The organism is Vibrio sp. CUB2, from assembly GCF_001557945.1.
In the GTDB taxonomy this organism is placed as follows: domain Bacteria; phylum Pseudomonadota; class Gammaproteobacteria; order Enterobacterales; family Vibrionaceae; genus Vibrio; species Vibrio owensii.
Genome location: NZ_LNRB01000014.1, coordinates 56,060 through 71,320, shown reverse-complemented (window position 1 = coordinate 71,320; position 15,261 = coordinate 56,060). Strand labels below are relative to the sequence as shown.

11 protein-coding genes are annotated in these 15,261 nt (G+C 44.4%); 8 read left to right on the top strand and 3 right to left on the bottom strand.

Features of this window, described 5'->3' with window-relative positions; translation table 11 throughout:
• Positions 1-44: 44 nt before the first annotated feature.
• The 3 genes from ATB78_RS20145 to ATB78_RS20135 form a co-directional block, all read right to left on the bottom strand.
• Positions 45-815, bottom strand: coding sequence for an ABC transporter substrate-binding protein (locus ATB78_RS20145; RefSeq protein ID WP_009707114.1), 771 nt, complete (start codon positions 813-815; stop codon positions 45-47).
• Positions 816-895: 80 nt separating this feature from the next.
• Positions 896-1,666, bottom strand: coding sequence for an ABC transporter ATP-binding protein (locus tag ATB78_RS20140; RefSeq protein WP_005446708.1), 771 nt, complete (start codon positions 1,664-1,666; stop codon positions 896-898).
• 259 nt (positions 1,667-1,925) lie between these two features.
• Positions 1,926-3,398, bottom strand: coding sequence for a hypothetical protein (locus tag ATB78_RS20135; protein WP_061010109.1), 1,473 nt, complete (start codon positions 3,396-3,398; stop codon positions 1,926-1,928).
• Positions 3,399-3,855: 457 nt separating this feature from the next.
• On the opposite strand from ATB78_RS20135, the gene ATB78_RS20130 reads away from it, so the two are divergent.
• The 8 genes from ATB78_RS20130 (at position 3,856) to ATB78_RS20095 (ending at position 15,250) form a co-directional block, all read left to right on the top strand.
• Entirely contained in the window at positions 3,856-5,403 is a 1,548-nt protein-coding gene (locus tag ATB78_RS20130) for a DUF3360 family protein (protein ID WP_005437465.1), read from the top strand.
• 306 nt (positions 5,404-5,709) lie between these two features.
• Positions 5,710-7,986: a formate C-acetyltransferase gene (gene pflB / locus ATB78_RS20125; protein WP_033005553.1), complete on the top strand. Its 2,277-nt coding sequence runs from the start codon at positions 5,710-5,712 to the stop codon at positions 7,984-7,986.
• 152 nt (positions 7,987-8,138) lie between these two features.
• A complete protein-coding gene (locus tag ATB78_RS20120; RefSeq protein ID WP_005437468.1) occupies positions 8,139-9,116 on the top strand; it encodes a lipid A deacylase LpxR family protein in 978 nt (325 codons plus the stop codon).
• Positions 9,117-9,261: 145 nt separating this feature from the next.
• Positions 9,262-10,002, top strand: coding sequence for a pyruvate formate lyase 1-activating protein (gene pflA / locus ATB78_RS20115; RefSeq protein ID WP_005437470.1), 741 nt, complete (start codon positions 9,262-9,264; stop codon positions 10,000-10,002).
• Positions 10,003-10,184: 182 nt separating this feature from the next.
• Positions 10,185-10,850 (top strand): energy-coupling factor ABC transporter permease, encoded by a 666-nt coding sequence (locus tag ATB78_RS20110; RefSeq protein ID WP_045412823.1) that lies wholly within the window; start codon positions 10,185-10,187, stop codon positions 10,848-10,850.
• A 158-nt stretch (positions 10,851-11,008) separates the two neighbouring features.
• Complete coding sequence (locus ATB78_RS20105; protein ID WP_033005555.1) at positions 11,009-11,509, top strand: YfbU family protein; 501 nt, start codon at positions 11,009-11,011, stop codon at positions 11,507-11,509.
• A gap of 489 nt (positions 11,510-11,998) precedes the next feature.
• A complete protein-coding gene (locus tag ATB78_RS20100) occupies positions 11,999-13,933 on the top strand; it encodes a PrkA family serine protein kinase (protein WP_061010106.1) in 1,935 nt (644 codons plus the stop codon).
• A gap of 45 nt (positions 13,934-13,978) precedes the next feature.
• Positions 13,979-15,250 carry a YeaH/YhbH family protein gene (locus ATB78_RS20095; RefSeq protein ID WP_061010102.1) on the top strand — a complete coding sequence of 424 codons (1,272 nt, stop codon included), beginning with the start codon at positions 13,979-13,981 and terminating at the stop codon, positions 15,248-15,250.
• Positions 15,251-15,261 lie beyond the last annotated feature (11 nt).

Below are 15,261 nucleotides of genomic sequence, written 5' to 3'. Positions count from 1 at the left end.
GTTAGCGACTTCTAGGAACAAGCTAACGGTCGCTTAGCTACGGCTTAATCGCCGTAAACATCGTAGTTGAAGTATTTACCCGCGATTTCTTGGTAAACACCTTTTTCACGTAGCGCGTTAATCGCTGCATCTAGTTTCTTCGTCAAATCTTTATCTTGTTTGCGAACGGCAATCCCCATACCTTCACCAAACCATTTAGGGTCAGTTAAAGAAGGACCAACAAACTCATACGCTTCACCGCCGGCTTTGTTGAGTACGCCTTCTTCTAGTGCCGACGCATCACCCAATACCGCAGCGATACGACCGTTAGCAAGATCTAGGTACGCTTCGTCGAATGAACCGTAGCGAACGATTTCGACATCGTCACCGTAGTTATCCGTCAAGTACTTGTCGTGTGTCGTCGCACGTTGAACACCAACTTTCACATCTTTAAGATTATCAAAATCTAAACCTGCACCTTTCTTAGCGATGAATTTGTTTGGAATTTGAGCGTACTTACCAGTGAAGTCGACTTTCTTTTTACGTTCTTCGGTGATCGACATTGCCGCAATGATCGCATCGTATTTACGGGCAAGTAGAGAAGGAATGATGCCATCCCAATCCTGAGCAACGATCTGACACTTCACTTGCATCTCTTCACAAAGTGCATTTGCCATGTCTACGTCAAAGCCTTTGATTGAGCCATCGGTTTCTGTCCAGCTAAACGGAGGGTAAGCGCCCTCAATACCAAAGCGAACGGTTTTCCATTCTTTCGCTTGAGCCATACCAGACACTGCCGTCGCAGCAAGCGTTGCTGCTAATAACCACTTTTTCATTTCCATACTCCTGTGATTGCTTTTATTTGGTTTTGATTGTTGTGCTTAATAGGTGGCAAAAGACTGCCACCCAAGAAATATTAGTAGATTGATGAGATAAATTGCTGTAATCGTTCCGAATCTGGGTTTGTAAATAGCTTAGCTGGATCTCCCTGTTCTTCCACTAAGCCTTGATGCAAAAACATCACATGGTTAGATACGTCACGCGCAAAAGCCATTTCATGAGTCACAACCAACATGGTTCGGCCCTCATCTGCCAAGTCTCGCATTACTCCCAAAACTTCACCAACTAGCTCAGGATCGAGTGCGGAGGTTGGCTCATCGAACAACATCACTTCAGGATCTACTGCAAGTGCACGTGCGATAGCGGCACGTTGCTGCTGACCACCAGAAAGATGCCCTGGGTAGTAATCTTTGCGTTCATATAGCCCAACTTTTTTCAAAAGCAGCTCTGCGTTTTCAATCGCTTGTGCTTTCGGCACGCCAAGAACATGAACCGGTGCTTCAATCACGTTTTCTAGAACGGTTAGATGTGACCAAAGGTTAAAGCCTTGAAATACCATGGCTAAACGAGAGCGAATACGCTGTACTTGCTTTTCGTTGGCAGGAACGGACTCCCCAGCTCGGTTATTTTTCATTTGGATAAGCTCACCGTTTACCCAAATTTCGCCGGCAGTTGGGGTTTCAAGAAGGTTAATACATCTTAGGAAGGTACTCTTACCAGAACCGGAAGAGCCAATGATGGAGATAACATCTCCTTTATGAGCGGCAAGTGAAATGCCTTTAAGAACTTCATTCTGTCCAAATGTTTTGTGCAGGTCTTTGATATCTAGCGCTGGTACGTCATTCATTGCGCCTTACTCCCTGTGTTTTAATCACTGCAATAAGGGACTCCGCCCTCTTTGAATTGGAACAAACTATCACCACCCTAGAGAAGTTGCAACAAATTATTAACCTAAATAATTCGAATAGATAGATACAACAATCAAATGAATATGCAATATTTAGCGTTATATTCTTTTATTGTTGAATAATTGACATAAAAAAGCCCCTCAAGAGAGGGGCTAAATAAGATACAAAACTGTTAATTAACTCTTGCTTTGTCGACTGTTAATTAAAACGCGTTACAACAAGAGAGTTCGAAGTGCGTAGCGTCACTTCACTTTCCATTCCATCTTTTTCAGAAGTTAGAATACCATCAAGATCGGCTTCCAATTCAGGTTCAGAAGCTTCGCCGTTAGAGAAGAAACTCATAAACACTTCTGAGTCAATGTCGCTCTCGTCATTAAGAATGATCGCAGAGCGGTTAAAATTATCCGTTTCAGATACTTTCAAGCCATTTGCTGCTGAAGATGGGAAGTTGTAGTAGTCAAGTTCAGGTACCACTACATAATCACTATTGCTTTTAGTGAAGATACGGTGCGTTACTTTGTAATCACCAGAAGCGGCAAAGTACGCAGTGCGAACAAAACCTTCTGTAGTGCTAGTGAAACCCATATTAATATCAATCACAGACTCACGCCCGCTCTGAGATATAACGCTAGGTTTTGAGTTTTGCAAGTTGTTGATATTTAAGTAAGCACTTGGATCAACATCAATATCCCAACTAGAGTCAATAGTGCCAGTTAGCAATGAATCCCATCCGTTAGTCGCATTCTCATCAACCGCTAAGTAAACCCACTCTTCTTTGTTGGCTTCACTTGGTCGACGATATTCATCAACGGAATTACTCAACTCGACGGCATCATATAAATAGTCATTCGCTACAAAACCAACATTTAGAGAGTCAAACTTGTAGTTTGATGATGAGTAAATGTTTGAGACAACATCAGTCGTGACTAGATCAATATCGCCAGTACCCCAAGAACCGATTCCATATTGGTACAGTGATTTGTTATCTAAGCCGATTTCATATTGGAATAAAACGGTTGGCTCGCCATTGAAACCCAATAGCTCTTCATCTGAAGTCATGTCACTGTTAGGAGACTCTAGAACGTCCTTTTGCGATACGAAATGATAATCGCCGCCACCTGACACTGCGTTACGATATGAAAGGTTTTTGAACGTTTTATCCGACAAGTTGCCGCCAGTAAAACACTTATTCAATGATTCACGGTTTAGAGCAAAGGTCGCATTACGTAATTGTTTATCTTCCAAAAACTCACGAGAGAATGAGTTTACACGCACTTCTCTACCATTGAATTCCAGTGCTTGGATGGTGATGTAACCGTCTTCAGGAATGTCCTCTAAAACAAACTTAAAGTTATCACTGGTTGGTTTAATTATGTCACCAACCATTTTGCCGTCAGCATCAGAGTAGTAACCAATAACGTTATTAGTAACCTGAGCTTTCGATGCTTGGCTGTATGTTAGAACGGTAGCGTCACCATTCGAATCTGTATCTCGATCATAAACTGTACAGTTTTGCGCTTTAGCATCACTCTCAGATAAGGTCGCCGGAATCGCAAAATCAATAGTGAAGGTTGTTTTCGATGCACCGCCACCGCCGCCGCCACCGCCGCCACAACCGACCATTAATCCCGAAATAATTGCCACTAGCGGCAGTACTTTAAGCTGTTTCATGTCTTCTTCCTAAACTGAGCGGCAATGATTAGCCAAAAAATCGTCTCTGCTCGGTACTAAGCAAGAATGAAGCCAGCTTTTTATACAACCTATGAATGACATCAATAAATATTATTGAGCACTATTTCTGCAAAACAAAGTCTAATTTTATGCAACTTGTGTAATCGAATTACACACGAAATAACCATGTTGTTCGCATGCCAGACACTTTCTGTAGTTTTCTTTCACATCTATTCTTAAAGTGATCTAAATCAATCACCCCAAAGGGCTATCTTGCTAGACTCCGCCCCAATGATGAGGAATTTTTTGTGCCTCAACACAACAAGTTATTAGCTATGCTTAGGCACGAGTTGTTCGTGCAACAAAATCTAATAATAGCTAGCATAGGAAGTGCCGCAGGAAGCGGAAAAACACAATTCAATTTAGAATTCATAACTTTTAAATATATGAGGAATCTATGTCAGACGCAGTGAATAAAGCGCACTCTGATTCGGATATCGAGACTAAAAGCTACCGCGAGCTTCACCGTCCATCATCTGAGTTCGCAAGCCGTTCAGACTACCTAGACCACGAACTACAGATCATGAAGCCACGTCGCTATGGTTTGAACTTACCAGGTCGTGACTTCCGATTTGAGCTTGAAGACCTTGTTCCAGCACTTGCTGGTACTATCGGTATTATCGCAATGTACTCTGCGGTAATGATGTCTTGGGCTGAAGGTCTTACTGCTGCATGGGACCACGTTAACTTAGGCAAAGATTTTGCTATCGAAGTTGCTCGTGTAGAAATGCTTATCCCTGCACTCCTTTTCTGTGTACTTGCTTCTGGTTTTGTTAACCCTAAAGCCAACCTTGCAGGTAACCACGGTCCAATGATCCCTCTTATTGGTACCATCGCTCTAGCTGGTGCCCACCCTCTTGCATTGGCAATTCTAATCGGTGTATTCGGCCTTCTACTAAGTGCCTTGAAAGGCGGCTCCAAACTGGTGAACCTCACCTCAGAAGGTACAGCCGGCGGCTTGCTTATCTTCTTGGGCTTAACAGGTACCATGAGCCAAATTACTTCGATTCAAGAATGGGCGGTTGGTCTACAATCTTCTACTGTTGAAGCGGGCAGCATGGGTTACGTTGGTCTTATCGTACTTGCGGTGACTATCGCGCTGTACGCGTTCCTTGCAAAAGTGAACAAGCGTTGGCTAGCAATTCCAGTATGTGCTTTCACAGGCCTTGCAATCGCGCTTGTACTAGGTGCAGGTTTCGATATTAAATTCGTAACTGAAACAGGTCTTCCTAACCTAAACCCAGTTTACTGGTGGGGTAGCACAGAAGAAGGTTGGATGCTAGGTCTTCCTAATATGGAACACTTCATCGCATCACTACCGTTTGCAATCCTAGCAGTAGCAATGTGGTCTCCTGACTTCCTTGGCCACCGTATCTTCCAAGAACTGAACTACCCTAGAAAGACTGAAAAAGTACTAATGGACGTTGATGACACAATGACTATGTGTTCTATCCGTCAGATGGTAGGTACGGCAGTGGGTGGTGGTAACATCACTTCATCTTGGGGTACTTACATGATCCCAGCAGCGATCGCGAAACGCCCTATCCCTGGTGGTGCTATCCTTCTAGGTCTTCTAGTAATGATCATCGCAATCCTTGGTTTCCCAATGGATATCGCGGTATGGCCACCAGTAATGCGTGTTGCTCTTCTTGTAGGTGTATCTCTACCTCTACTTGAAGCGGGTATGCAAATGGTGAAAGACTCGAAAGATTCTCAAGCAGCAGGTATCTGTATCTTTGGTTCAGCAGTTGTTAACCCAGTTCTAGCTTGGGCACTAACGATGCTTCTAGACAACAACGGTCTAATTGGTGATAAAGAGCGTGCATCTCGCCTATCATTTGTAGACAAGATTGTGATCCCTGTAGGTGTACTTGTTATCTGTTTAGTCGCTATGCTTGCAGTAGGTATGCTAGAAGGACAATATGGCATTAAAGCTTGGCTATAATGACATTCGTTCAAAAATTGTGTGGGTAGCGCTTGTCGCTACCCAATTTTTATTGAGTTTTTTTAGTATTTATTGATTTAGTTTAAGGTTTGCAAAATTTTTTTAGTGTAGCCTTGAATTGTGGTTGGGAAGAACCCACATTGTTAGCAGTGACAATATTTATAGTTTTATGAACCAAACTTTCTTATTTAAGACTATAAATATTGTTATTCATTAAGAGTGTACTGTTCTCCATTTGAAAGTGGAGATAGCTGGCTCAACGGCGAATCAGTACGTATTTTTTTCTACTACAAAGGTAGGTATGTCATGGCAGAGCAATTTGCTAAAGCTTGGGAAGGTTTTGCTGCAGGCGACTGGCAAAACGAAGTAAACGTTCGTGATTTCATTCAGAAGAACTACACTCCGTACGAAGGCGACGAATCTTTCCTAGTTTCTGAAGGTACTGAAGCGACTAACAAGCTTTGGGCTAAGGTAATGGAAGGTATCAAACAAGAGAACGCGACTCACGCTCCTGTTGATTTCGATACTTCAGTTATCTCTACCATCACTGCTCACGATGCAGGCTACATCGAAAAAGACCTAGAAACTATCGTAGGTCTACAAACTGAAGCTCCTCTTAAGCGTGCAATCATCCCTAACGGTGGTATCCGTATGGTTGAAGGTTCTTGCAAAGCTTACGATCGCGAGCTTGATCCACAAGTTAAGAAAATCTTCACAGAATACCGTAAAACGCACAACGCTGGCGTATTCGATATCTACACTCCAGATATCCTAGCATGTCGTAAATCAGGCGTTCTAACTGGTCTTCCAGATGCTTACGGCCGTGGTCGTATCATCGGTGACTACCGTCGTGTTGCTCTATACGGTATCGACCGTCTAATGAAAGACAAGCTAGCTCAATTCAAGTCTCTACAAGAGCGTTTTGAGAACGGTGAAGATCTACAAATGACTATGCAGCTTCGCGAAGAGATCGCTGAGCAGCACCGTGCACTTGGCCAAATGAAAGTTATGGCTGAGAAATACGGCTGTGACATCTCTCGTCCAGCTGAAACTGCACAAGAAGCAATCCAATGGACTTACTTCGGTTACCTAGCAGCTGTTAAATCTCAAAACGGCGCAGCTATGTCTCTAGGTCGTACTTCTACTTTCCTAGATATCTACATCGAGCGTGATATCGCTGAAGGTAAGATCACTGAAGTTGACGCACAGGAAATGATCGACCACTTCGTAATGAAACTACGTATGGTTCGTTTCCTACGTACTCCTGAGTACGATGATCTATTCTCTGGCGACCCAATCTGGGCAACAGAATCTATGGGTGGTATGGGTCTTGACGGTCGTACGCTAGTTACGCGTTCAAACTTCCGTTTCCTAAACTCTCTATACACAATGGGTCCTTCTCCAGAGCCAAACATCACTGTTCTTTGGTCTGAGCAACTACCTGAAGGCTTCAAGAAGTTCTGTGCGAAAGTATCTATCGATACTTCATCAATCCAGTACGAGAACGATGACCTAATGCGTCCAGACTTCGAGTCTGATGACTACGCAATCGCATGTTGTGTATCTCCAATGATCATTGGTAAACACATGCAGTTCTTCGGCGCTCGCGCTAACCTAGCTAAGACTCTTCTATACGTTATCAACGGCGGTGTGGATGAGAAACTGAAGATCCAAGTTGGTCCTCAAATGCCTAAGATCACTGACGAAGTTCTAGACTTCGACGATGTATGGGGCAAACTAGACCACTTCATGGATTGGCTAGCTAAGCAGTACGTGACTGCACTAAACAGCATCCACTTCATGCACGACAAGTACAGCTACGAAGCTGCACTAATGGCTCTACATGACCGTGACGTTCGTCGTACTATGGCTTGTGGTATCGCTGGTCTATCTGTTGCAGCTGACTCACTATCTGCAATCAAATTCGCGAAAGTTAAACCAGTTCGTGACGAAGATGGCGTAGCAATCGACTTCGAAATCGAAGGCGACTACCCTAAATTCGGTAACAACGATGCTCGCGTAGATGACATCGCTTGTGAACTTGTTGAAGTATTCATGAACAAGATTCGTCAGCTTAAGACTTACCGTGACGCAATCCCTACTCAGTCTATCCTAACTATCACTTCAAACGTGGTATACGGTAAGAAGACTGGTAACACGCCTGACGGTCGTCGCGCAGGTGCTCCTTTCGCACCTGGTGCTAACCCAATGCACGGCCGTGACGAAAAAGGTGCTGTAGCGTCTCTAACGTCTGTAGGTAAACTACCGTTTGCTCACGCTAAAGATGGTATCTCTTACACGTTCTCTATCGTACCTAACGCTCTAGGTAAAGATGAAGGTTCACAACGTGCTAACCTTGCTGGCCTAATGGATGGTTACTTCCACCACGAAGCTGGCGTTGAGGGTGGTCAACACCTAAACGTGAACGTTCTTAACCGCGAAACTCTAGAAGACGCTGTTAAGCACCCAGAGAAATACCCTCAGCTAACAATCCGTGTATCTGGTTACGCTGTACGCTTCAACTCTCTAACTGCAGAGCAACAAGCTGACGTAATCGCACGTACATTCACTGAGTCTCTATAAGACTGATTGAATTAGCACTTTGAGTGATAGAACAGAGGCCGATGCTGTAAAGCGTCGGCCTTTTTTTGTGTCTTGAACTAAAGTTGTGACATTGCCTAAGATTTTGTTCTCGATCTTCCGTATGATGCGCAAAAAGCTTGCAAACATCATATATGAAACTTAGTAAATTAATCGTCCTTGCCTTGGTGTCTCCAGCGGCACTTGCAACCACAAAATCCACAGTCTCTTTCACTTTAGATAACGATGGCATCTTCGGCGTAGACCAAGATTACACCAACGGTATTTTCCTTTCTTACGCAACCGACAAATTGCGCGAAGACTCCGAGTGGAAATGGTTTACCTTAAACGGCAACGGCCAAAGCAACGTAGATAAAATTGAGTTGGTACTGGGCCATAAGATGTACACACCTAGTGACATTGAAGCCGACTACCCTCTTGTTAACGACCGCCCTTATGCCGGCTACCTTCATACTGAAATCAACTACATCTCACTGACGCCTGACCAAGCAGTACGCTACAACTTCACCATCGGCGCGACTGGTGAGAGCTCGCTGTCAGAAAAAGCACAGGAATTGGTTCATAGCATTACGGGTTCAACCGACCCTCAAGGCTGGGACTACCAAATTGATGATGAGATCGCATTCAGCGTAGGCTACCGTGCATTCAACAAACTGATGCGCAGCGAAGGCGAAAGTACACAGTGGGAAATCACCAACGTAAACGACATCAACGCAGGTAACTTCCGTAGTGACGTTTCACAAGGCGTGATGTTCCGTTGGGGTACCAACTTAGCAAACAGTATTGGCGCGGCAAACATCAGCGTCGAGAGTCCATTCCACGCGAGTATGCTGGCTAAGAGCACTTCGAGTTGGTTCTTGTTTACCGGATTCGAGGGCCGTTACCGCTTTAACGACATCACGATCGAAGGCGATCGTTCTGGTCTTCCTGAGCCATCAGACCAATACGATGTGACGCTACAAAACTGGCAAGCAAGTGCGGTTGCTGGTGCGACTTGGTACAACCAAAATTATGGCGCAAGCTTAACCTTCACGGTAAAAACACCGGACTATAAAGAGGCTCAAACCGATGTTTACGGCACTGGCTCTCTTTCTTTCTTCGCCTTCTTCTAATTAAATGCCCCTATGCGGCGTGTGAGTTTTCATTCGCCGCTTTCTTTGCTCACTATCTCACCAACGAAAGCCCTCTTAGACTGTTTTAACCCTGCAATTTGTAATAAAATAACGGTCAGAATTTATTAAAAAATGAGAGCAAAAGATGTCAACAACTGGTCGTATTCACTCATTTGAGTCATGTGGTACCGTAGACGGACCTGGTATCCGTTTTATCGTCTTCTTGCAAGGTTGCCTAATGCGTTGTAAGTATTGCCATAACCGTGATACGTGGGACACGCATGATGGCAAAGAAGTTACGGTTGAAGAGATTATTGCAGAAGCAAAAACTTACCGTCACTTTATGAATGCATCTGGCGGTGGTGTAACGTGTTCTGGCGGCGAAGCAATGCTTCAACCTGAGTTCGTTCGTGACTTCTTCCGCGCTGCTCAAGCGGAAGGCATTCACACTTGCCTAGACACCAACGGCTACATCCGTAAACACACTGACGTGATCGATGAAGTGTTGGATGCGACTGACCTAGTCATGCTTGACTTAAAACACATGAAAGACGAAATTCACCAAGACTTCATTGGTGTGTCTAACCGTCGTGTTTTAGACTTTGCTCGTTACCTACATAAGATCGGTCAAAAGACTTGGATTCGTTACGTGGTAGTGCCTGGTTACACTGATGAACCAGAGGCTGCACACATGCTTGGTGAGTTCATCAAAGATATGGACAACATTGAGAAGGTGGAGCTTCTTCCTTACCACAAACTTGGTGCACACAAGTGGGAAGCTCTGGGTCTTGAGTACCCGCTTGATGGCGTTAACCCTCCGTCAAAAGAGACCATGGACGAAATCCAATCGATCCTTTCTCAATACCACTCAAATGTGAAATACTAAGCCTCGCTAGGCTATTGAATATTCTGAAGATACCAGCAGCTCGCTGGTATTTTTTTGTCTACACGTTGCCTAATACACCAAACAAACTATCGCTTTCGATGCCCTGTAAAAGCCGCATCGAACGTATATCAAGGTAGTAAACAAGAAGTAAACTCGCAGGAATCAGAGTTGGGATAGTACACATGGATTGGTTTAATTTTGTCTCGGTCATCATTGTTTGTTGGGTATTTATCGCTTATTGCTTGCCAGATTGGCGCAAAGTCGTTTGGCCTAAGATGACACAAGAGAAACCTTTCCAACACTTGGTCTTCGCCACACTCTTCCTGCTCTGTATTTTATGGTCTGCACAGGCTGGTGTAAAAGATGGCCTTCAGATTCACTTTCTTGCGCTAACAACATTGACCATGATGTATGGCTGGCGAATCGCGTTTCTACTTAGTATCCCAGCCATGCTCGTTAACCATTTGCTGCATGGTATTCCGCTGTCTATGTTGCCTTCTGCATGGGTGCTTTCTGCACTAGTGCCAATACTCATCAGCTATCTAATTTTTTTGCTCAGCTACCGTTACCTTCCACGTAACATTTTTGTTTTCATTTTTGTTGCTGGGTTCTTCAATGGAGCACTCACCGGTAGCCTGCATTTACTCATCAACTCGTTTTATCATCTCTCTGTGGGTCATTACGACTGGCAAACTATCCAACACAATTACTTTGTTTTCGTTCCGCTACTCGCCTTCCCTGAAGGCCTACTCAATGGGATGTCTCTGGCCGTATTGACCGTATTCAAACCAGAATGGCTGCGTGTATTTTCAGACCGAGACTATATATACAATCACTACCATAAATAAGCCGTCATCACCCATTAACACGGTGTTTGTAAACTGGCTAAATTCGACAATTCTTGCCATTTTTCATATTAAATATGTGTTGAGATCATGTTTCACCTTCGTCCGAAACGTTAACCTAAGCACATTAAAAATGTATTAGATTATTTAGTGAGGTCATCATGGAAATGTCAAACGCTCAACGTTTGATTCTATCAAACCAGTACAACCTAATGTCTCAACTTGACCCTAGCAACTCGGCAAAATACAAGCGTCTACAAACCATTGTAGAACGTGGTTACGAGCTGCAAATGCGCGAGTTGAACAAAGATTTTGGCTGCATCACTGAAACAGAGTGTCGTGAAATCATCGACATCATGGAGATGTACCATGCTATGCAAGAATCCAACAAAATGCTGGATGATGAAGAGCGTAGCAAAGTGGATCAGCGTCGTCTTCAGTTCCTTGGCTTCGATATCGCAACAGAAGCACAGCAAGTGCATTACGTGCGCTTCCTAGTGGATTCAGAAGGTCTTTACCCTCAATTTGATAAAGCAGACCACCACTTCAACAGCCAAATGCCAACACTAGAGAAATACCGTCGCATGCTAAAAACATGGCGCAACTGCCCTCGTCAGTACCATCTATGTGCGAACGAGTTAGCGCAAATCTTTAGTGCATAACACAGCAAGTATTTGAAAAGGAGGGCAAAGGCTCTCCTTTTTTCTTTTGCCCTGTCACAATTTACCTCATTCCTACCAACGCACTTTTGCCTGTCTTTCCCCTTGCTTACGTACGAATCAATCACTCCCGTGATTCAAAGCCAAATATCTGATTTCTCAACCTCCTATTCACAGCACAAATTTTTCTCTCTTCAAACAGTGATTCAAATGTCACTTTTGCAATAAATTCATAATTGTTAAGCAAAATTGGAAATCCCCGACTAGGCTTAGAATGAGAAAGGGAGTGATTGAAAGGTACCTATCCATCGTTCTCCGTTGCAGTGAAAAAGTGTCCATAAAGCAAAGTCTTTGGTGTTGTCTAGCTTGCATTCAGTACAAACCAAACGAGATAACAGGACGTATAAGTTCATACAACGAAGGGCATATCAAGGATGGATAAGCCTGCGTCAACGTTCGTCGGTAGACTGACTAGTTAAAGGGGAAAGCGACATGAGTATTTTCGACCACTATCAATCAAGATATGAAGCTGCAAAAGATGAAGAGATGTCGTTACAGGAGTTTTTGGCCCTGTGTAAGGATGACAAAAGCGCTTATGCCAACGCGGCAGAACGACTACTGATGGCTATCGGAGAGCCGGAAGTCATTGATACTGCTCAAGACCCAAGATTGAGCCGCATCTTCTCAAACCGAGTTATCTCACGATATGAAACCTTCAAAGACTTCTATGGCATGGAAGATGCAATCGAACAGATTGTTTCTTATCTCAAGCATGCTGCGCAAGGTTTGGAAGAGCGCAAACAAATTCTGTACTTACTCGGTCCTGTGGGTGGTGGTAAATCATCGCTTGCCGAGAAGCTAAAAGCATTGATGGAAAAAATGCCCGTTTATGTATTGAGCGCAAACGGCGAACGAAGCCCAGTAAATGACCATCCATTCTGTCTGTTCAATCCGACAGAAGATGGCGAGATCTTGAAGAAAGAGTATGGTATTGAGCATCGTTACCTACGCTCAATCATGTCACCTTGGGCAGCGAAGCGTCTGCACGAGTTTGGTGGTGATATTACCAAATTTAAAGTGCTGAAAGTTCGCCCATCGATCCTCGACCAAGTCGGTATCGCGAAAACTGAACCAGGTGATGAAAACAACCAAGATATTTCATCGCTGGTTGGTAAAGTCGATATCCGCCAACTCGAACATTTCTCACAAGACGACCCAGATGCCTACAGCTACTCTGGTGCATTGTGTAAAGCGAACCAAGGTCTGATGGAATTCGTAGAGATGTTTAAAGCGCCAATCAAGGTGCTACACCCACTCTTAACGGCAACTCAAGAAGGTAACTTTAACGGTACTGAAGGTCTATCTGCGATTCCATTCGACGGTATGATTCTGGCTCACTCGAACGAATCCGAGTGGCAAACCTTCCGTAATAACAAGAACAACGAGGCATTCTTGGACCGTGTATACATCGTGAAAGTACCTTACTGTCTACGAGTGTCGGAAGAAGTGAAGATCTACCAGAAACTGCTTGAAAACAGTGAGCTATCTAAAGCACCTTGCTCACCAAGCACACTCGAAACGCTGGCTCAATTCAGTATTCTTTCGCGACTTAAAGAGCCTGAAAACTCGTCTATTTTCTCGAAGATGCGCGTGTATGACGGTGAAACACTGAAAGACACCGATCCTAAAGCGAAGAGCTACCAAGAGTACCGAGATTACGCTGGCGTTGATGAAGGCATGAATGGCCTATCAACCCGTTTCGCATTCAAGATCTTGTCTCGCGTATTCAACTTCGACCAAACAGAAGTGGCTGCAAACCCAGTGCACTTGTTCTACGTGATTGAACAGCAAGTAGAACGCGAACAGTTTCCTTCCGAGATGGCAGAGAAGTATCTTGAATTCTTGAAAGGCTATCTAGTGCCTCGTTATGTCGAGTTCATTGGTAAAGAAGTTCAAACTGCGTACCTAGAGTCTTACTCTGAGTACGGCCAGAATATCTTCGACCGTTATGTCACCTATGCAGACTTCTGGATCCAAGACCAAGAATATCGCGACCCAGAAACAGGCCAACTGTTCGACCGTGCTTCTCTAAATGCTGAACTAGAGAAAATCGAGAAAACGGCGGGCATCTCTAACCCGAAAGATTTCCGAAACGAAATCGTCAACTTTGTGCTTCGTGCGAAAGCCAATAACAATGGTCAAAACCCAGTTTGGACCAGCTACGAAAAACTGCGCACGGTAATCGAGAAGAAAATGTTCTCCAATACCGAAGAACTGCTTCCGGTTATCTCTTTCAATGCGAAAACCTCTTCTGAAGATCAGAAGAAACACGACGACTTTGTCGCTCGCATGATGGAAAAAGGCTATACCGAGAAACAGGTTCGCCTACTTTCTGAGTGGTACCTACGAGTACGTAAGTCATCCTAACCAGTTTGAGTTAGGTCGCTTGTGAAACATGAAGAGGGCTATTTCATGGCGCAATTTATAGACCGAAGGCTCAATGGCAAGAACAAGAGCGCTGTTAATCGACAGCGCTTCTTGAAGCGCCATAAAGAGCAGATTAAAGAGTCGGTAGCTGACGCAGTGAATCGACGCTCGATTACGAACACAGAAACGGGCGAAGACGTCGCAATACCGCACAAAGATATTAACGAACCTATGTTTCATCAGGGTAAAGGGGGCGTGCGAGACCGCGTGCACCCTGGTAACGACCAATTTATCACTGGTGACAAAATCGAACGCCCGAAAGGTGGTGGCCAAGGCGGTGGTGCTGGTGAAGGCAATGCCAGCCCTGACGGTGAAGGCCAAGACGAGTTCGTTTTCCAAATTTCAAAAGATGAGTACCTCGATATCTTGTTTGAAGATTTAGAGTTACCAAATCTTGAGAAAAACCAAATTGCCAAAATCACAGAGTGGAAAACCCACCGCGCGGGTTATCAAACTGCGGGTATTCCATCCAACATTGCCGTTGTTCGCTCGCTACAACAATCTCTAGCGCGACGCACGGCAATGACGGCAGGTAAGAAGCGCCTTCTTAATGAACTGGAAGATGAGCTTACTCACATCAAAAACATCGAGCCCGCTCAGCAGCTTGAAGAAAATCGTCTGAAGAGGGAAATTAAGGATCTGCGCAAGAAAATCGAAAGCGTACCCTTTATCGATACCTTCGACTTACGTTTCAAGAACTATGAGAAGCGCCCAGTGCCATCAAGCCAAGCGGTCATGTTCTGTCTAATGGACGTATCCGGCTCTATGGACCAAGCAACCAAAGACATTGCAAAACGCTTCTATGTACTTTTATACCTGTTCTTGACGCGTACCTACGAAAACGTTGAAGTGGTCTTCATTCGTCACCATACACAAGCGAAAGAAGTCGATGAACACGAGTTCTTCTATTCGCAAGAAACGGGTGGCACGATTGTTTCGAGCGCACTCAAACTGATGAATGAGATCGTTCAAGACCGCTACCCTGTTGGCCAGTGGAACATCTACGCAGCTCAAGCATCCGATGGCGATAACTGGGCAGACGATTCACCTCGCTGTCGTGACCTACTCGTCAATAAGTTACTGCCAAATTGTCAGTACTATTCATACATCGAGATCACTAGACGTTCCCATCAAACGCTATGGCATGAGTATGAAAAGCTTTCCGAAGCCTTTCCAAACTTCGCCATGAAAAACATCCGCTCTGTGGAGGATATCTTCCCAGTCTTCCGTGAACTATTCCAAAAAGAAAATGCGTAAGGAGGCTAGCG

Excerpts from the sequence above, each read along its gene's own strand:
- ATB78_RS20100 (WP_061010106.1), top strand. The coding sequence starts at position 11,999 with ATGAGTATTTTCGACCACTATCAATCAAGATATGAAGCTGCAAAAGAT.
- ATB78_RS20120 (WP_005437468.1), top strand. The coding sequence starts at position 8,139 with ATGAAACTTAGTAAATTAATCGTCCTTGCCTTGGTGTCTCCAGCGGCA.
- pflA (WP_005437470.1), top strand. The coding sequence starts at position 9,262 with ATGTCAACAACTGGTCGTATTCACTCATTTGAGTCATGTGGTACCGTA.
- ATB78_RS20110 (WP_045412823.1), top strand. The coding sequence starts at position 10,185 with ATGGATTGGTTTAATTTTGTCTCGGTCATCATTGTTTGTTGGGTATTT.
- ATB78_RS20140 (WP_005446708.1), bottom strand. The coding sequence starts at position 1,666 with ATGAATGACGTACCAGCGCTAGATATCAAAGACCTGCACAAAACATTT.
- ATB78_RS20130 (WP_005437465.1), top strand. The coding sequence starts at position 3,856 with ATGTCAGACGCAGTGAATAAAGCGCACTCTGATTCGGATATCGAGACT.
- ATB78_RS20095 (WP_061010102.1), top strand. The coding sequence starts at position 13,979 with ATGGCGCAATTTATAGACCGAAGGCTCAATGGCAAGAACAAGAGCGCT.
- ATB78_RS20135 (WP_061010109.1), bottom strand. The coding sequence starts at position 3,398 with ATGAAACAGCTTAAAGTACTGCCGCTAGTGGCAATTATTTCGGGATTA.
- ATB78_RS20105 (WP_033005555.1), top strand. The coding sequence starts at position 11,009 with ATGGAAATGTCAAACGCTCAACGTTTGATTCTATCAAACCAGTACAAC.
- ATB78_RS20145 (WP_009707114.1), bottom strand. The coding sequence starts at position 815 with ATGAAAAAGTGGTTATTAGCAGCAACGCTTGCTGCGACGGCAGTGTCT.
- pflB (WP_033005553.1), top strand. The coding sequence starts at position 5,710 with ATGGCAGAGCAATTTGCTAAAGCTTGGGAAGGTTTTGCTGCAGGCGAC.